This window comes from Frankia sp. CcMO1 (assembly GCF_977945845.1).
Window position 1 is genome coordinate 1 of the sequence record NZ_CDWTMG010000015.1, and the last position, 16,013, is coordinate 16,013.

The 16,013-nt window shown below is 70.7% G+C and carries 14 protein-coding genes and 1 CRISPR repeat array; of the genes, 10 read left to right on the plus strand and 4 right to left on the minus strand.

What is annotated here, in order from left to right; genetic code table 11:
• Positions 1–196: 196 nt before the first annotated feature.
• Entirely contained in the window at positions 197–274 is a 78-nt protein-coding gene (locus AC08OU_RS03840; protein WP_476604392.1) for a pentapeptide repeat-containing protein, read from the minus strand.
• Between the two features lie 490 nt (positions 275–764).
• On the opposite strand from AC08OU_RS03840, the gene cas6 reads away from it, so the two are divergent.
• Genes cas6 through cas2 form a run of 10 tightly spaced genes read left to right on the plus strand, consistent with a single transcriptional unit; the run spans position 765 to position 13,495 of the window.
• A complete protein-coding gene (cas6, locus tag AC08OU_RS03845; RefSeq protein ID WP_476604393.1) occupies positions 765–1,505 on the plus strand; it encodes a CRISPR system precrRNA processing endoribonuclease RAMP protein Cas6 in 741 nt (246 codons plus the stop codon).
• Positions 1,506–1,561: 56 nt separating this feature from the next.
• Complete coding sequence (locus AC08OU_RS03850; protein ID WP_476604362.1) at positions 1,562–3,349, plus strand: hypothetical protein; 1,788 nt, start codon at positions 1,562–1,564, stop codon at positions 3,347–3,349.
• Positions 3,350–3,359: 10 nt separating this feature from the next.
• On the plus strand, positions 3,360–5,444 hold the full coding sequence (locus AC08OU_RS03855) for a hypothetical protein (protein ID WP_476604363.1): 2,085 nt from the start codon (positions 3,360–3,362) through the stop codon (positions 5,442–5,444).
• Positions 5,441–7,537, plus strand: coding sequence for a Cas10/Cmr2 second palm domain-containing protein (locus AC08OU_RS03860; RefSeq protein ID WP_476604364.1), 2,097 nt, complete (start codon positions 5,441–5,443; stop codon positions 7,535–7,537). Before AC08OU_RS03855 ends, AC08OU_RS03860 begins: the two co-directional genes overlap by 4 nt.
• Entirely contained in the window at positions 7,534–8,100 is a 567-nt protein-coding gene (locus tag AC08OU_RS03865) for an RAMP superfamily CRISPR-associated protein (RefSeq protein WP_476604365.1), read from the plus strand. The genes AC08OU_RS03860 and AC08OU_RS03865 overlap by 4 nt, the downstream gene beginning before the upstream one ends.
• Positions 8,100–9,386 (plus strand): hypothetical protein, encoded by a 1,287-nt coding sequence (locus AC08OU_RS03870; RefSeq protein ID WP_476604366.1) that lies wholly within the window; start codon positions 8,100–8,102, stop codon positions 9,384–9,386. Before AC08OU_RS03865 ends, AC08OU_RS03870 begins: the two co-directional genes overlap by 1 nt.
• Positions 9,383–10,873: an RAMP superfamily CRISPR-associated protein gene (locus AC08OU_RS03875; RefSeq protein ID WP_476604367.1), complete on the plus strand. Its 1,491-nt coding sequence runs from the start codon at positions 9,383–9,385 to the stop codon at positions 10,871–10,873. Before AC08OU_RS03870 ends, AC08OU_RS03875 begins: the two co-directional genes overlap by 4 nt.
• Positions 10,870–11,316 carry a hypothetical protein gene (locus AC08OU_RS03880; protein WP_476604368.1) on the plus strand — a complete coding sequence of 149 codons (447 nt, stop codon included), beginning with the start codon at positions 10,870–10,872 and terminating at the stop codon, positions 11,314–11,316. Before AC08OU_RS03875 ends, AC08OU_RS03880 begins: the two co-directional genes overlap by 4 nt.
• Before the next feature lie 2 nt (positions 11,317–11,318).
• Positions 11,319–13,220, plus strand: coding sequence for a CRISPR-associated endonuclease Cas1 (cas1, locus tag AC08OU_RS03885; RefSeq protein WP_476604369.1), 1,902 nt, complete (start codon positions 11,319–11,321; stop codon positions 13,218–13,220).
• The gene (cas2, locus tag AC08OU_RS03890) at positions 13,211–13,495 is read left to right on the plus strand and encodes a CRISPR-associated endonuclease Cas2 (RefSeq protein ID WP_476604370.1); all 285 of its coding nucleotides are present in this window, start codon (positions 13,211–13,213) and stop codon (positions 13,493–13,495) included. The genes cas1 and cas2 overlap by 10 nt, the downstream gene beginning before the upstream one ends.
• Before the next feature lie 200 nt (positions 13,496–13,695).
• Positions 13,696–14,697: a CRISPR direct-repeat array (repeat unit 37 nt; unit sequence GTCCGAAACCACGTCACGCCGTCAGGCGTATAGAAAC).
• 70 nt (positions 14,698–14,767) lie between these two features.
• Here cas2 and AC08OU_RS03895 read toward each other — a convergent pair.
• The 3 genes from AC08OU_RS03895 to AC08OU_RS03905 form a co-directional block, all read right to left on the minus strand.
• Positions 14,768–15,016, minus strand: coding sequence for a hypothetical protein (locus tag AC08OU_RS03895; protein ID WP_476604371.1), 249 nt, complete (start codon positions 15,014–15,016; stop codon positions 14,768–14,770).
• A 362-nt stretch (positions 15,017–15,378) separates the two neighbouring features.
• The gene (locus AC08OU_RS03900; protein WP_476604372.1) at positions 15,379–15,588 is read right to left on the minus strand and encodes a hypothetical protein; all 210 of its coding nucleotides are present in this window, start codon (positions 15,586–15,588) and stop codon (positions 15,379–15,381) included.
• Positions 15,585–15,983, minus strand: coding sequence for a transposase (locus AC08OU_RS03905; protein WP_476604373.1), 399 nt, complete (start codon positions 15,981–15,983; stop codon positions 15,585–15,587). The genes AC08OU_RS03900 and AC08OU_RS03905 overlap by 4 nt, the downstream gene beginning before the upstream one ends.
• Between the last annotated feature and the right edge of the window lie 30 nt (positions 15,984–16,013).

Sequence of the window (16,013 nt, forward strand, 5' to 3'; positions counted from 1 at the left end):
AGGGTTTCGCATAAGCCTCATGGGATGGTCTCTCGTCCGAAACACAGTCACGCCGTCAGGCGTATAGAAACACGACGACCCGTTCCAGACGTACAGGTAGGCGCTGGTGTCCGAAACACAGTCACGCCGTCAGGCGTATAGAAACCCGTCTGGGGCACTCCAATGGCCATGATTAGCGATCCGGTCCGAAACACAGTCACGCCGTCAGGCGTATAGAAACCAGGTTCGCGCCGGTCAGGTTCGCGCCGATCAGGTTCACGCGTCCGAAACGCAGTCACGCCGTCAGGCGTATAGAAACCAGGTTCGCGCCGGTCAGGTTCGCGCAGCTCAGGTCTGCGCTGATCGTCCGAAACGCAGTCACGCCGTCAGGCGCATAGAAACACGTGCACGACGGGGTGCTCGCCAAACTGCTCCTCGGTCCGAAACGCAGTCAACGCTGTCAGGCGTATGGATGCTGGCCGAGCGTCGGGCGCCAAGTGGTGAGGAACTGTCCGAAATCAGGTAGGCGCCGTCAGGGTGCCAGGGTCTGTTCGCGGGCCTTGTGCGGCGTGTTGTCGGTGGGGGCTGCGCGGTTTGGCCTGCGAGTGTCTGGCGTTTTCTGGCAGGCTGGGCGCCGCTCGCGGCTGGGGATGCCGTGTGGAATGGGGTTCTGTGCGATGCCTTCTCGGTGGCGGCTGCTATTGGAGGGTCCTGCGGGCGTGCAGGTGCCGTTGATGGCGCCGTTGGCGGTCGTGTCGAGCTGGCTGGATGATCAGTCGCCGATGATGGAGTTGCCTGGTTGTGGGGATGGCGCGGAGGGCGACGCGGGTGTCTGGAGTCATTCGGCGCGGGTGCGGTCGTGGGCGTTGGCCCCGCCAGATGTGGACGGGGCCGGCCGGACCGTTCTGGATGTGCGGTTGCTGGATGACGCGTTGACGGAGCGTCTGGACGCTGTCCGGCCCGGTCGGCCGGTTCGGTTGGGTCGGCATCGGTTTCGCGTGGCGGCGTCGGCTCGGCGTGTCGCCGGGGCGCAGTGGGGGCAGTTGCGGCGTTGGTCGGGGGAGCGGGCTTGGCAGGTGCGGTTCGTCAGTCCGGCGGTGTTTCGTCGGGGTGGTCGGACGTCGCCTCTGCCGGAGCCGGCGACGTTGACGCGGGGGTTGTTGGCTCGGTGGCGTGGCCTGTCGCCGGAATCGGCGCCCGGTGAGCCTTCTCGTGGGTCTGCGTGGGTGTCGGATCTGGAGGGACGCAGCGAGGTCGTGTCCATGCGCGGGACGGTGGTGACGGGTTTCGTCGGCACGATGCGGTTCGTGTGTGACGGGTCTGAGGAGGACGCGGGGTCGTTCGGTGCCCTGTTGGCGTTCGCCGCTTACGCGGGGGTGGGGTCGCATACGACTGCTGGGTTCGGGGCTGTCGCGCTTGAGCCGACGTGGCAGCCTGGGCGGCAGTCCGGGGGCGGTTCGGGCCGGGTGGTCGATGTCGACGCGCCAGGTCGGCGGCGGCAGGGCGTGCCCGGCGTCGCCGGTTGATGTCGCGGGCGATGCGGGGGGTGGTCGGCGGTCCGGGACCTGAGCGGATCGAGCTAGTGAACCTGACGGACCATGCGGTGTCGGTCGATGGTGTCCAGCCGCTGACGCCGATCGACTCTTCCCGGCCCGATCCGTCGGCGTGGTCGGACGCCGTTCCTGCTCGGTTGGCCTTGGCGCCGGCGGGGCATGTGGCTCGGGTCGACGACGACCTCGATCGGGTCGCGGTGGAGGTCACCGAGGTCGGTGATCATCGGCTGACCTTGACCCGGCTGCGCCGCGGTTCCCGGCTCAGTGGGCTGCCCGAGCCGAGGCCAGGTCGCCGTTTCCTGGTCTCGCGGTTGACTGCGCTCGCGGCGGTTGAGCGCCGCGACCTGGTGTTCCCGTTGGATGAGATCCGTGACGTCGACGGCCGGATCGTTGCCAATGCGGGGCTGGGGACGTTCCTGCCGTCCACGGCGCGGGGGCGACTGGAGTGGGTGTTGCTGTGGTTGTCGGATCGGCGCGAGCGGCGGCGTACGCGCCGCGCGCAGCGGGCGATGCGCGGGACCTGGCTGAGCGCGGTGATGTTCGCGGGGGGTACGGCGCTGTTGGGTGGCGCTCTCGGGCTGGGGCCCGAGGTGATCGACACTGTCGGGCTGTCGCCGCCCCAGGGGTACTTGTGGCGGCGGTGGTTGACCCTCGCGATGGTGAGCTGTGGCCTGGCGCTTGTGCTGACCGGTGGGTGGCGTTGGCGTCGCGTCCAGCAGTTGCGGAAGGACCGTGGGACGGCCTACATCATCGCCGAGGAACGCATCAGTTGGCTGCGGGAGGAGCGTGCCTCGGTCCTGGCCCAGATCGCGCCGGAGTTCGCTGCGGTGCTGCGGGTGCCGGGACCTGCCGAGCTGAATCGGCGGTGGAGTTGGGGTCTGGACGCCGCGCACGTCGGTCGGTGGGATGAGCGGATCGACGATCTGGTGCGGTCGTTCTGGGCGGTTCACTACAACGACGACCAGGTCACGCACAACGCCGTCTTCGTGTGGGCGCCGTGGTCGGTGGCGATGGCTTTCGGGATGCGCGCCACGTACGGGCGGCGCGGCGTGGTGCTGCGGGTGCGTCAGCGGCCGAGCTTCGGCGCCGGCGGGATCAATCCCGAGTTCCGGCCGACGGATCGAGCACACACGTTCCTGACGGTTCCCGGGGAGCGGCTGACGACGCTGGCCCCGGGGCATGCGCTCAACTCCGCCGCCGCCGGGACCTGCCGCCTGGTGATCGATCCGGCGCCGGTGGTGCAGGTCTCGATGACGAAGGCCGAGGCGCAGGCTGCGGTCGCGGCCGAGGCCGCGACGGCGCCGGAGGGTGGTGATCGGGTGCTGTTGTTGATCGCTCGGGCTATCCCTGGCCCGATCGGGGGGATCCCGGCTCGGGGGCTGCCGAACGGTCAGGTCCGAGTCCGCGCCCACGACGGCGGACCTGCGAACCGGCTGCGGCCCGGGACGCACGAGGCGAAGGTGCGCGAGTGGTCGCTGTTGCCGGGCCCGGACACTCCGGCCGCGGACCGGTGGCTGCCTTGGGAGGCGTTCGAGACGATCGCGGACCGGGTCGCGCGGTGGGTCGCCGAGCAGGCGGAGTCTTGTCCCGGGCATGTCGTGCTGCTGGCCACCCGGCTGCCGCAGGAGGTCGTGATCGGGCTGGGGATCCGGGCCGGTCTGATGCGTGGGAGGGATCCGGACGGATGGCCGAAACACCTGTACCCGTTGATGTACAACCGGGTGACGAACGCCGCCGGCGACCTGCTTCAGGACGAACTGGTGGTGCCTCACCTCGAGCTGGGCGGCGACGCTCTGGCGCCCGAGCGGGTTGGGTAGGGGTCGCCGTATGACCGCTGTGGTCAACCCGTACACGTTCGTTCCGCTCGTGACGCGCGTTCAGCGAGGCGAGCCGTCCTGGCATCACCACGCGACCGCGGGGAACCTGAGCGGCGAACTCCGCCTGGACATCACCGCGAAGACACCGCTGCTGATGCCGGGATTCCCGACGCCCACGGGCCGGCAGGACGTTCCGCGGAACGCGGTCACCGGGGAGGTGATCCTGCCAGGCTCCGGGATCGTCGGTGCGGTTCGATCGGTGCACGAGGCGCTGGTCGGCGGTTGCCTACGCACGTCCGACCCGCAGTACGCACCGGTGCACCGGCACTCCGCGGTGAAGGCCCATCTGCAGAACGTGGAGTTCGGCATCGTCGCCGCCGTCGACGACCACGGTCCGCATGCCGGGCTGCCGGCGAGGGTCGTGCCGTGTTCTGACGTCGTCCTGATCGAGGCAGACCTCCTGGCGGGTCACCCGGGCGGTCCTCCCGCCACCGGCGACGTGCTCACCTTCCCCGAGGGCAAGGTGGAGTCCGTCAACGGTCGCCGGGTCCTGCGCAGACGGCGCACGGCAGCGGACGGGACTGTCCGTGGAGTCGCGCCGGATGATGTGAGGGTGGCCGGCGGGCCCGGGCTCACCGGGCCCTCAGGCAACGGGTGGACGCTCCTGGTCACCGATGCGTCCAAGGGCCGCCGCGTCACCTACTTCGCCGCCGGAAAGCCGGACGGGGCGGCGCTGGACGTACCCGGCGATGTCCGTGCCGCGTTCAAGGCTGCCCTCGAAGGGACGGACGACCGACGACCCCAGAACCGTGTTGCAGCGATCCCCGCTTCCAGTGAGTGGGGCCGTCAGGGCGCGCAGATGGTGGCCGTGCACCGCGACGGCGATCCCGCCGGACCCGTCCTCGGCCACCGGCTCAAGGTCTCCGACCGGGTGCACGTCGGCCAGCCGGTCCGGTTCCGCCGGTCCTCGTCCTCGTCCGGTGACGGCGACCGGGTGGGTGAGCTGCGGCTGTCGCACCTGTGGCGCCACCGGGGCGGTCCGGTGCTGGGTGAGCGGATCGGAGACGCCCGTCCGTGCACCGAGCCGGACCGGTTGTGCCCGTCGTGCCGGTTGTTCGGATCCGCCGGTAGCGATCGCCGCGACGACGCCCGCGAGGACGCCGCGGGGTCGCGGCAGAGGTCGTACCGGGGGCACGTGCGCATCGACGACGCGACACCAGCGGGTGCAGTCAGCACGCGTGCCTGGGAGCGCGCGCCGCTCGCCTCACCCAAGCCCAGCGCTGGGCAGTTCTACCTCGACCACTGCGGCATCCCCGAAGACCAGCTGCTCGCCACGGACAAGCAGGTCCCCGCCTACGCGTGGGGATCGGACCTGGACTCCCGCGCGACGGGGCCGCGGCGGATCAGCGGCCGAAAGTTCTACTGGCGCACCGCCGACCCGGCGCCGGAGCACGGCCGGGTCCGCGGACGCAAGCGGCCTCATCACGACAACGGCGAGCTGACCGAGACGGTCACGCTGATCGAGGCGGGAGCGACGTTCACCGCGCGCGTGTACGTCGACAACGTGACCCCCGCGCAGCTCGGCTCCCTGGTGGCGGCCATCGACCCGCGGCGACTGTGGCCAGGGGATCGTCTCGTGACGAGCGTCGGCGGTGGCCGGCCGTTCGGGTTCGGCAGCGTGGAGATCACCGTGACCGCCATTAGGGTGCAGGACGCCCGCGCGCGCTACCTGCCGGACCCGGACGGCCCTCCGGCTCCTGTCCCGGACCTGGACGAGTGCGTCGCCCGCTTCCGCGCCACGGTCGGCGCCGCCCCTGACTCCGCCGAGCATCCCGACGTCGATCCCGGCGTCGCGACCGACGACGCCCGGGCGGTCTGGGAGGACCTGCGGGCCGCGCTGACCTACGACCGGTTCCCTGACGCGCAGGTGTGGTACCCGGCCGGGGACACCGGCAACCCCGGCGAGGAGGACTTCGACAAGTCCTACGAGTTCTTCGGCAAGCCGATCGTCCCCCTGGCACGGCCGCACGAACCGCCCGCGGCCCACTGGATCCGACCACAGGTGACGCGACGCCCCGACGGAGACGCCGGATGAGCGCGAAGCGGAAGAAGCGCCAGGGCAAGTCGGCGCAACAGCAGCAGGCCGAACTCCAGGCCAAACGCTCGGCGGCCCGCGGCACCGCTGGGCGCCACACGGCGCCGGGAGGATCCGCAGGCTCCACGACGACGCCCTCGACCTCCGTGCCCGTCGCCCGGGTTCGGCCTGAGAACTGGTACGTCGACGTCGCCGCCGTCCGGATCCAGGACTGGCTCGGCCGCAGTCCCAGCCTCAAGCTGCGCCGCGGCGCCTCCGTGCTCCTGACCCAGAGCACCGAAGAGGCCGTGACGCCCGACTCGGGTGTGCTCCCGCCGCCGGTCGCCGAGAACACCGAAGCCGGCCGCATCGACGGTGTCGTGTCCGTGCGTTGGGCCGTCACGGCCGTCACGGCCGTCACGGCCGTCACCGACGACACGGCCGTCACCGACGTCACCGACGTCACCGACGTCACGGCCGTCACCGACGTCACCGACGTCACCGACGTCACCGACGTCACCGACGTCACCGACGTCACCGACGTCACCGACGTCACCGACCCCGCCGATGGCGTCGCGGTGGCCTCGGACGCCGCTCCGGATCCGCGGGAGGTGGCGGTGGCGGTTGTGACCCACTTGCGACGGCGGATGCCGCACCTGTCCATGCGGGCCGTGGCCGCTCGGGCAGCCACGTACGTGGAGGCGTACCCGCGCCTGGCCGCCGCGCGAGAACGCGGCGAGTTCATCGTCGAGGCCCCCGCTGCCGCGCCGGAGTCGTTCCTGGCCAAACCCTGCGACGCCTGCTTGATGGCGCCGGCCCGGCATGCCGGCGTCGTCATCGTCGGCGGCGAGCCCGCCCGGGACCTGTGCGACGAGTGCGTGGCGCGACTCGACGCCGCGGGCGGCACGAAGGGTGACCGGCTCGCACGGATGTCGCGCCCGGAGCGCCGCATGCAGGACGCCGTTCACGCCCTCGGCCACGACGTCAACTTCCCCGACGACTTCCTGCGCCAGGTCACGGACCGTCCCGCACGTGGTGCAGCGGCCCTGCCCGCCGCGGCCGAGGGCGTCCAGGCCGCTGACACGCACCTGGCCCTCATCTACGCCGACGGGAACCGGGTCGGCGCGTTCCTGCGCTCCGCGGTCGGCCGGGCCGATGCGGTGGATCGACCCGCGCCGCGGACCCGGTCGCGACGTACCGGCGACCTTGTCGGGGCGCCGCGCCGGCCCGACAAGTCGGAGATCGTCACCGCGCTGGATGAGGCCACGCTCGCTGCTCTCGGCCGCGCCGTGGTCGACACGTTCTTGGACCCGCCGGCCTGTCGAGATCCGAAGCGTCCCCCCGTCCTGACCCATCTCGCCGGGGGTGACGACCTGATGGTCAGCGTTCCGGCGGCGGACGGCTGGCGGTTCGCGCGGCGGTTGCTGGCCGCGTTCTCGGCCCAGCTCGCCGGCGTCGCGCAGGGCTGGGGCCTGGACCCCGAGGACATCCCGACCCTGTCCGCGGGCCTCGTCTTCCACCATTACACGCACCCGTTCTCCGAGGTCGTCACCCTCGCCGCGGGTCGCCTGAAGGCTGCCAAGAACCAGTTCGAGGGCCGGGCACCGGCGATCTCGTTCCTCGACGTCACCGCCGACGGCGCCGCCGCCGGCCCGCACCGCCGAGCCCGCGACCTCGACTGGCTGAACGCCAGCGCCCACGTCCTGGACGGGCTGGCGTCGACCCCTCGCTCGCATCTGCACACCCTCATCGACCAGCACCGGGCCTGCCTCCGCCGTGACCCGGCCGGAACGATGGGCGCGGTCAGGACGCCGAGGGACGGGGCCGAGACGCCGCAGCAGGCGTTCGCCCGTCGCGTGGTCGATCGCAACGACGACCGGGTCGTGCGGGCCGCACGTCACGCGGTCGCCGCCGTGACGGGCCTGTCAACGGCGCAGGCCGAGGCGATGACCCCCGCGTTCCTGCGCACCGAACTCACCGACAACGCCGACGCCCGGGACGAGTTGCGGAACCTGCTCGACGTCGCCCGCTGGTGGCGCGCGGAACCGTCGAACGCCACCGGCGAAGCAGACCCGGACGGCGCGGACGGCGTGGACTCGGGGAGGCCGGTGTGACGACCCTGGAGTTCACCGTCCGGTTCCACACCCCCTTCCGAGTCGGCGGCGCCCACGCCGTCGACGGCGTGGACCTCGCCACGGACCTGTCGGACCCGCTTCCCGCGGACAGCCTCAAGGGCGTGATGCGGGCCGCCGCCACCCGCCTGCTCGGCGCCGAGCATTGCCTGATCGGGGCGGTCTTCGGCAGCACCCGCACCCCGGCCGCCTGGTCATGGACCGGCGCGGTGCCCGGCGGCGACACCCACTGGTCCCGAGCCACCCGCCACCGCGTCGCGATCGACCCCCAGACACACACCGCCAGGGCCGACCACCTCGCCCTGGCAGAGCACGCCTGGGTCCCGGCCGCGGGTTTCACGGTGGAGCGCGTGCGGCGGCTGGACCCGCGGGACGAGCAGTTCCACGCTGCGCTGCTGAAGGTCAGCGCGGGCGCCGTCCACGGGCTCGGCTCCTGGCGGCGTCGCGGGCTCGGCTGGGTCAGCATCACGCCCGCGGACGGACCCGTCACCGCCGCCGACGTCACCCGTGTGCTGGAAACTGCCGACGGGGAAGGGCAGCAGTGATGGCGAGGCTCACCGTGACCCTCACCCAGCCGGCGCTGCTGACCGATCGCGCCCGCAGCGACTTCGTCCGCAGCAGCCACCACCACCTCACCGGCGCGGCGGTCCGCGGCGCGTTCGCCGCCGCGTGGATCGCGCGGCACGGCCCGGTCGCCCCGTCCGGCAGGCTGCGGGAGGAGTTCCTGGCGCTGTTCGAAGGGCAGGTGAGATTCGCGCCCCTGTTCGCCGGCGACGGGTTCATCCCGCTGTCCGTGGTCGGGCACAAGTACCGGGTTCCCGAGGTGTGCGAGGCCGCCGAGGTCGACCTGGCCGCCGATCCCGCCGCGACTCCGGCGTGCCCCGACTGCGGCGTCCAACTCGAACCTCGGCACGGACTCACCAACCCGGCCGCCGCCCGCCGCCGGATGAGCGTCGGCATCGGTCCCGGTGATGTGGCCCGCCACCGCCACCTGTTCGCCCGTGACTCACTCGATGCTCGGCAGACGTTCACCGGCCACGTCATCAGCCGCGACCCGGCCCTGCTGGACGTCCTCACCGACCTCGGGCCGATCCGGATCGGGGGTCGGCGCACCACCCACGGCCGCGCCGACATCGCCATCGACCGCACCGCACGACCTCCCAGTCCACAGCGGCGCCGGGACGGGCGCATCGTGCTGCGCCTGCGCGGGCCCGCCGTCTTCGTGGACGACGTCGGCAGGCCACTCGCCCAGCCCCATCCCCGCGACCTGCGCCAGGCCCTCGACCTGCCCACCGACACCACGGTCGAGGTGGAACGGTCGTGGGTCCGCTGGGACCGTCACGGCGGATGGCACGCCGCAAGCGGACTGCCCAAGCCCATGGAACTGGCCGTGGCCGCCGGATCCACGTACGTGGTCCGAGCGGATGCGCCCGTCACGGACGCCGCAGTGGCGGCGCTCGGTGAGCGTGGCCTCGGACTGCGCCGCCATGAGGGCTACGGCGACCTCGGCGCCGTGTACCAGCCGGCCGAGTCACCGAAGCAGCGACGTGAACGGGAGGCCCGCACCGTCAACGCCTACGCCCGGGTGCTCAGCCTCACGCTGAACGAGAACACCTGGACCCGGATCCTGACGCAGCTCGGCCGGGTCGCCAGCGGTGATCAGCAGGCGCGCACCGCCCTCGTCACCCTGGCCGAACGCATCCTCAATCCCGAGCCTACGGACCGCACCCCCACGACGCACGAGACCGACGCCGCGCGGCGGCTGCTCGAGCTCGTGGACCAACCGGGCACCGTCATCCGCCTGCTCCACGACCACTGGAGCAGCACATGACTCGCGCACCCGCCACCGTGACCCTGATCCGTTTCCACCTGTGCCTGACCGCTCCTGGCGGCGTCACGGTGCCCGGCGCCAATCGCCGGGACGAGGTGGACGCCATCCTGGACACCGACCATCGCGGACTGCCGCATCTGCCGGCGACCTCCCTGGCAGGAGCGCTGCGCCAGGCCTACCGGGACCAGGTCGGCGAAGACCGCGCCGACGCCGTCTTCGGCCACCTGCTCCCGCCCGGGACGGGAGGGGACGACGTCGACGCGGTCGCCAGCCGCCTGTGGGTGCTGGGCTCGCGGCTGATCGACGACCGCGGCGAACCGGTAGCGCCGGAGGCCGTGGAAGTCCTCACCAGGACCGCCACGGCCATCGACCGCCGTCGCGCCGCCGCCCGCGTGCACACCCTGCGCACGGATCAGATGCTGCCGGCCGGCGCCCGGTTCGAGGTCTTCACCCGCTGGCACGGCGCCACCCCCACCGACCGCGACGAACTGCTCGGCGTCATCTCCCGGTGGCGCCCACTCATCGGACGCGGCATCACCCGGGGCCGCGGCTGCTGCGACGTGGAGAACCTGCGGTGGGGGGTCCTTGACCTCCACGATCCCGACAACCTGCTCACCTGGGTCACCGCAGGGGGACCCGCGCTGTTCACCCAGGTCGCCGTCCGCCACCCCGAACCGGGCCACGCCGCCTCGGCGGCCCATCAGACCGACGCCGGTACCGTTCCCGCCGCCGTGAACGCGGCGGTCCCCAGCCCCGGCCGCGCATCCGGCCGCACCGTGCTGCTGGACGTACCAGGACACCTGCGCGGCCCGCTGCTGATCGGCAGCGGCGCCGCCATCGAGAAACCACGCCCCGACGGGGGCACGCGCGAGGTGACGCAGCCGCTGATCGAAAACGGCCGGCACCTGGTGCCCGGCTCCGCGATCAAGGGGGTCCTGCGGTCCCGCTGCGAGTACCTGCTCCGCAGCCTCGCCCCACCCGAGGAGATCGAGCGGTTCGCCTGCCTGGAGCAGCGCTGCGGCACCTGCCTGCCCTGCCGCACCTTCGGCCACGGCGGCGGCCCCGCAAACGGCGGATCGGTGGGCGGGCGAGCCAGGCTGCGGGTTCTTGACGCGCCCATCGAGAACGTCGTCACACGCGAGCGTCACCACGTCACCCTCGACCGGTTCACCGGCGGAGGTGTCGACGAACTGCTGTTCAGCGACGACGTCGTCGAAGCCGGCACGTTCCGCCTCGTGGTCGAGGACCTCGGCCTGAACCCCGAGGATCGGGCCGTCCTCACCGGCGTCCTGCGGCTGGTCCTGGCCGACCTCAGCGACGGCCTGATCGGCATCGGCCGATCAACCACGCGTGGCTACGGAACCGTGGGCGTCGACCTCGCCGCCGCAGAGGCCGCCGGACTGCCCACCGTGACCCAGGCACAGGAACTGCTCGCCCGGCACGTCGCGTCGATGGCACCGACACCCGCACCGGAGGTCCGACCGTGACGGCAACCAGACCCGAAACCGGGACCCGACTCACCGGTGGCCTCCTGACCTGGACCGCGGCCGTCGCCGGGCCCCTGTCCGCGGCCACATGCCTGTGGCAGGACCTCGACGGCGTCCACATCGCCCCCGCACCCGACGATCCGCCCCCGACTAGCATCATGTGGGGCTGGCGGAACGACTCCGCCGTCCGCGTCCGCCTGGACGGCCACGACGCCCACGTCGCCGTCATCCGCCTCGACGGCGACGAAACCATGAGCTGGGTCCCGGTCATCGCCTGGTCACCCGTCGATGGGCGCGTGCAACAGGTGCGGGTGGCACCCGACACGGATCCCACGGACCTGGGGACCCACCTCGCGCAGATCACCGTCGAGAGCCTCGCCGACGGAGCGGGTCCCATCACCTTCATCGTTCCGGCCCGGCTCCTGCCCACCTCCCACGCTTAGCCGTGTCAGAGGCCGCGATCAGCACGAGCGGCCTGCTCGGGCAGGTCGCCCGGCTGCCGCTGCTGCGGTCCGGTTGGGATGACGTGCTGGCGAACGACCGCGCCGACGGGGTACTCGGGGCCGGCGTGACACGCTTCGCCGAGGACGCCGAGGAACACCTGGCGCGGATCGCCGCCGAACTCGCCGCGGGCACCTTCCGGCCGGGGCGGCTGACCCGGGTGGCGCTGCCGCGCGGCGACGGCCGGGTGCGGTCGTTGCACGTGCCGACGGTGCGGGACCGGATCGTGGAGCGGGCGGTGCTGGAGATCGTGACGCCGATCGTGGATCCGCTGCTGGGACCGTCGTCGTTCGCGTACCGGCCCGGACTGGGGGTCGCGGACGCCGTCCAGGCGGTGTGCCGGTTGCGCGACGAGGGCCTGGGTTGGGTGGCGCGCGCCGACCTGGCCGACTGCTTCCCATCGATCCCTGTCCCGCATCTGCGTCGGCTGATCGCGGCAGCGATCGGTGACCTGCCGCTGCGGGAACTGGTCGAGGCGTTCCTGGCGCGTCGTTCCACCGGTGAGGGCGGGATCCGCGCGGTGCCGGGCCTGGCGCAGGGCTCACCGTTGGCGCCGATGTGGGCGAACCTCGTCCTGGCCGGGTTCGACGACCGGCTGCTGGACGCCGGGTTCCCGCTGGTGCGGTATTCCGACGACCTCACGGTGCTCGCGGGCAGCCGGGACGAGGGATGGGAGGCGATGCGGATGGCCGACGCCGCGGCGTCCGAACTGGGGATGCGCTTGGGGGCGGGCAAGAGCCAGGTGATGTCGTTCACCGACGGGTTCACCTTCCTCGGTGAGGACTTCGGCCCTCGCTACCCGCCCAGCCTCAGCGATCACCGGGTGATCGAACCGCCCCGGCGGGTGGTGTACGTCGGGATCCAGGGCGCCCGGGTCCGAGTGGAGGCCGGGCGGGTGCTGGTCGAGTCACCGCAGGAGCAGGAGCTGCTCGACGTGCCCTCCGGCCAGGTCGAGCGGCTGGTGTGCTTCGGTGCCGTGGGCGTCAGCGCGGGGTTCCGGTCGTGGGCCCTGGCCAATGGCGTGGACCAGGTCTTCCTGTCCCGGCGGGGGTCGTTCCTCGGCCACGCCGACGGCGCGGGGGGCCGGACTCGGGTCGCGCGGCTGCGGGCGCAGCTGGCGGCGGCGGACGACCCGGCGCGGTGTGTCCCGTTCGGGCGGACGGTGGTCGAGGCGAAGGTTCGCAAGCAGATCGTGCTGCTGCGCCGGCTGGCCCGCCGGGCGAACGCCGCCGTGGTCGCCGAGGCCACCGGCCTGATCGAGCAACTGCTCGTGATGCTGCCCGCAGCCGGGGAACGGGACGAGTTGATGGGCCTGGAGGGCGCGGCGGCCCGGGCCTACTTCGGCGCCATGGGCGCGATCATGCCGGAGGGGTTGACGTTCGAGGGCCGCTCCCGTCAACCCCCGCAGGACACGATCAACGCCGCCCTGTCCTACGGGTACGCGGTCCTGGCCGCCGAGGCGGTGTCCGCGTCGGCGGCGGCCGGTCTGGACCCGGCGATCGGGCTGCTGCACGCTGACGCCGACCGCCGCCCCAGCCTCGCCCTGGACCTGATGGAGGAGTTCCGGCCGCTGGTGGTCGACCAGGTCGTCCTCGCCGCTGTCAACCGCGACGAGCTACGACCCGAGCACGGCCGCCGCGAAGACGGTGTCCGGGGCGTACTGCTCACCCGCGCCGGCCGCCAGGTGATCCTCGACGGCTACGAGAAACGCATGCTCCAACACACCCGCGGCGCCCTGCCCGGCTTCTCCGGGAGCCTGCGCCGGCACCTGTACCGGCAGGCCGAACGCGTCGCCGCCTACGTACACGACCCCGACGCCGGCTGGACCGGACTGTCATGGCGCTGACCGTCGTCATCACCTACGACATCAGCGAGGACCGCCGTCGCGCCCAGACCGCCGCCACCTTGCAGATCTGGGGCGACCGCATCCAACGCAGCGTGTTCATCTGCACCCTCGACCAGGCCCAGCTCACTGACCTGCTCGATCGACTCACCGGCATCATCGATCCCGACACCGACGCCGTCCACGTCTTCCGGCAATGCGCCGCATGCTGGGGCGACGTCACCGTCCTCGGCCAAGCCACCGTCACCGAGGAGCCGTACTACTGGGCCGTACTCTGATGCACGGGCAAAATCACGGACGAAAGGGGACAAAACCGGTGGTTGGCGATCATGCCGCGAGGGCGTCACCTGTGCAGGCCCACCACCAGCACGAACGTCGCCTACCGGCGAGTTATCCACAAGGTGCGGGATGCAAAACGCGGTGGCCCGTGCAGACGGCCGACAACGCCGCAGGTCACAGCCACCTCTACGATGATAGAGTCCGAAACCACGTCACGCCGTCAGGCGTATAGAAACAACTTGCAGTATCCCGTGCTATCAGTTCCGGCTGCGAGTCCGAAACCACGTCACGCCGTCAGGCGTATAGAAACAAACATGTACCTGATGACAAAAGCATTCACCAGAAGCACGTCCGAAACCACGTCACGCCGTCAGGCGTATAGAAACGCCTTGATGGCGGCGATGATCTCCGGCTGCCCGAGGTCGGTCCGAAACCACGTCACGCCGTCAGGCGTATAGAAACTCGAGTCGGACACGGAGAATTTCGGACAGCGGGAATGTCCGAAACCACGTCACGCCGTCAGGCGTATAGAAACGCGGCGACGATCCCGGCACGCACGGAGACCCTGGCGCCGTCCGAAACCACGTCACGCCGTCAGGCGTATAGAAACCTCCAGCCATTCCCGGGCGCTTTCATTTGGCGCCCGTCCGAAACCACGTCACGCCGTCAGGCGTATAGAAACACCACGCGGATCACTCGCGGATCGGCGATTACGTTGAGTCCGAAACCACGTCACGCCGTCAGGCGTATAGAAACCGCTAGCGGCTGCGCTAGTAGCTCCTCGCGACCCGTCCGAAACCACGTCACGCCGTCAGGCGTATAGAAACTTGTAACCGTTGATGTTCATTGTGGTCTCCCTTGAGGTCCGAAACCACGTCACGCCGTCAGGCGTATAGAAACTAGTAGTACCGCGCCACGCCGCCGTTGTAGAGGACGGTCCGAAACCACGTCACGCCGTCAGGCGTATAGAAACTGACCCAGATCTTCTTCCCGCCATCGCGATTGCGCTCGTCCGAAACCACGTCACGCCGTCAGGCGTATAGAAACTTCGGACGAACCCTCCTCTGTTAGCACAACTTTACCTGTAGTCCGAAACCACGTCACGCCGTCAGGCGTATAGAAACGGGATGAACTCGATGGAGACGCCGCCGGGCTTGTCGACGAGTCCGAAACCACGTCACGCCGTCAGGCGTACAGAAACGGTACATGTCCTGCGGCCAGGACATTGGCTGGTGCTGCCTGGCAGCTACTACTGGTGCGGAGGATTAGATTCAAACTTCCCAGGTGGAAGAGCGAGCTCCTGCGCGGTTTTCGCTCTGGGTCTCGACGTCCCATTCTACGTCCTTGACGTCAGCGAAAGGCTCAAGGTCGAAGACCCACTCCGGCAGTTCTTCATCGAGGCGGATCCTGGTGACGGTTGCGCGATAGGAGTCGTCGGTTGTTTGGGACAGGGTGAGGCCGGTTTCTAGATCCAGCGCGAGAGAACAACGCTTTCCATCAGGGAAGACGTATGTCTCCATCGCTACCCGTCGTCGCGCGATAATCAATTCCGATCCGGGTGGGCCAACCATGTGTGACGCAGACCGCAAGAAATCCGGATGGCCCCAGCTAAGGTAGCCTATCTCTGCTTCAGGGTGCCATTCCGTCTCGCGCGGGAATCTTCGTAGGCCATCTCTCGTCGCTGCGATGTGATCACCCTGTGTATGAAGCACGAGCAGCGAGCTACCCTCGTCCACGCGCCACTGGTCCGGCTTATGGAAGTAAACTTGCCGCTGGATCATGGGTGAACCCCGAGCTTTGATGACGACAGACGCCTCAAGCGAACGAACGGCCGCCAAGCGCTGGAGTACCTTCCGGTTACTGCTCACTTTGGTACCTCCAGTCAGGCCGTACTGTACAAGGTCAACGACGCTCGCTCGCACTGGCGCTGCATCTGCCCCCGAGCATTCCGCACCGGCGGGCGTGCCGGGCCCAGCGGCACCGGCCGCACCGGGTGGGCCCGGTAGTGGCCGGCCCGCGACCGCCCCACGGCGGCGCAGGCGGCCTTGGCGCCCACCACCGGGGTCAGCTCCAGCACGGCGGTGTCGATCACTTCTCGGGCTCGCTCTCGGGCCGGTCCGCGCTCTGCTTCGAGAGCTGCGCCAAGAGCGCGGACAGTTCCCCCTGGACCCGGATCACCTGCCGGGCCTTGTCCAGCTCGGCCTGCAGCCGGGCGTTCTCGCCTGCCAGCCGTTCGTTCTCCGGCGCCGCCGGGTCGGTCGGCTTCGGGCCACGACTCGTGGCGGACAGGGCCGCGAGGGCGCCCTTGTCCCGCTGCTCGCGCCAGGCGCTGATCAGCGACGTGTACAGCCCCTCCCGCCGCAGCAGGGCACCCGTGTCGGCCTTGTCCAGCCGGTCATACTCGGCCAGGATCTCCAGCTTGTACCGGGCGGTGTACGTGCGCCGCGACGCTCGCTCACCCACTTCCGGGTCCGGGACGTCCTCCACCCGAACAGCATGCCCCCTCGGTACGGCAGG

Bases quoted from the DNA above. Each gene is read 5' to 3' on its own strand.
- cas6 (WP_476604393.1), top strand. From the start codon at position 765: ATGGAGTTGCCTGGTTGTGGGGATGGCGCGGAGGGCGACGCGGGTGTC.
- AC08OU_RS03855 (WP_476604363.1), top strand. From the start codon at position 3,360: ATGACCGCTGTGGTCAACCCGTACACGTTCGTTCCGCTCGTGACGCGC.
- AC08OU_RS03860 (WP_476604364.1), top strand. From the start codon at position 5,441: ATGAGCGCGAAGCGGAAGAAGCGCCAGGGCAAGTCGGCGCAACAGCAG.
- AC08OU_RS03870 (WP_476604366.1), top strand. From the start codon at position 8,100: ATGGCGAGGCTCACCGTGACCCTCACCCAGCCGGCGCTGCTGACCGAT.
- AC08OU_RS03875 (WP_476604367.1), top strand. From the start codon at position 9,383: ATGACTCGCGCACCCGCCACCGTGACCCTGATCCGTTTCCACCTGTGC.
- cas2 (WP_476604370.1), top strand. From the start codon at position 13,211: ATGGCGCTGACCGTCGTCATCACCTACGACATCAGCGAGGACCGCCGT.
- AC08OU_RS03895 (WP_476604371.1), bottom strand. From the start codon at position 15,016: ATGGAGACATACGTCTTCCCTGATGGAAAGCGTTGTTCTCTCGCGCTG.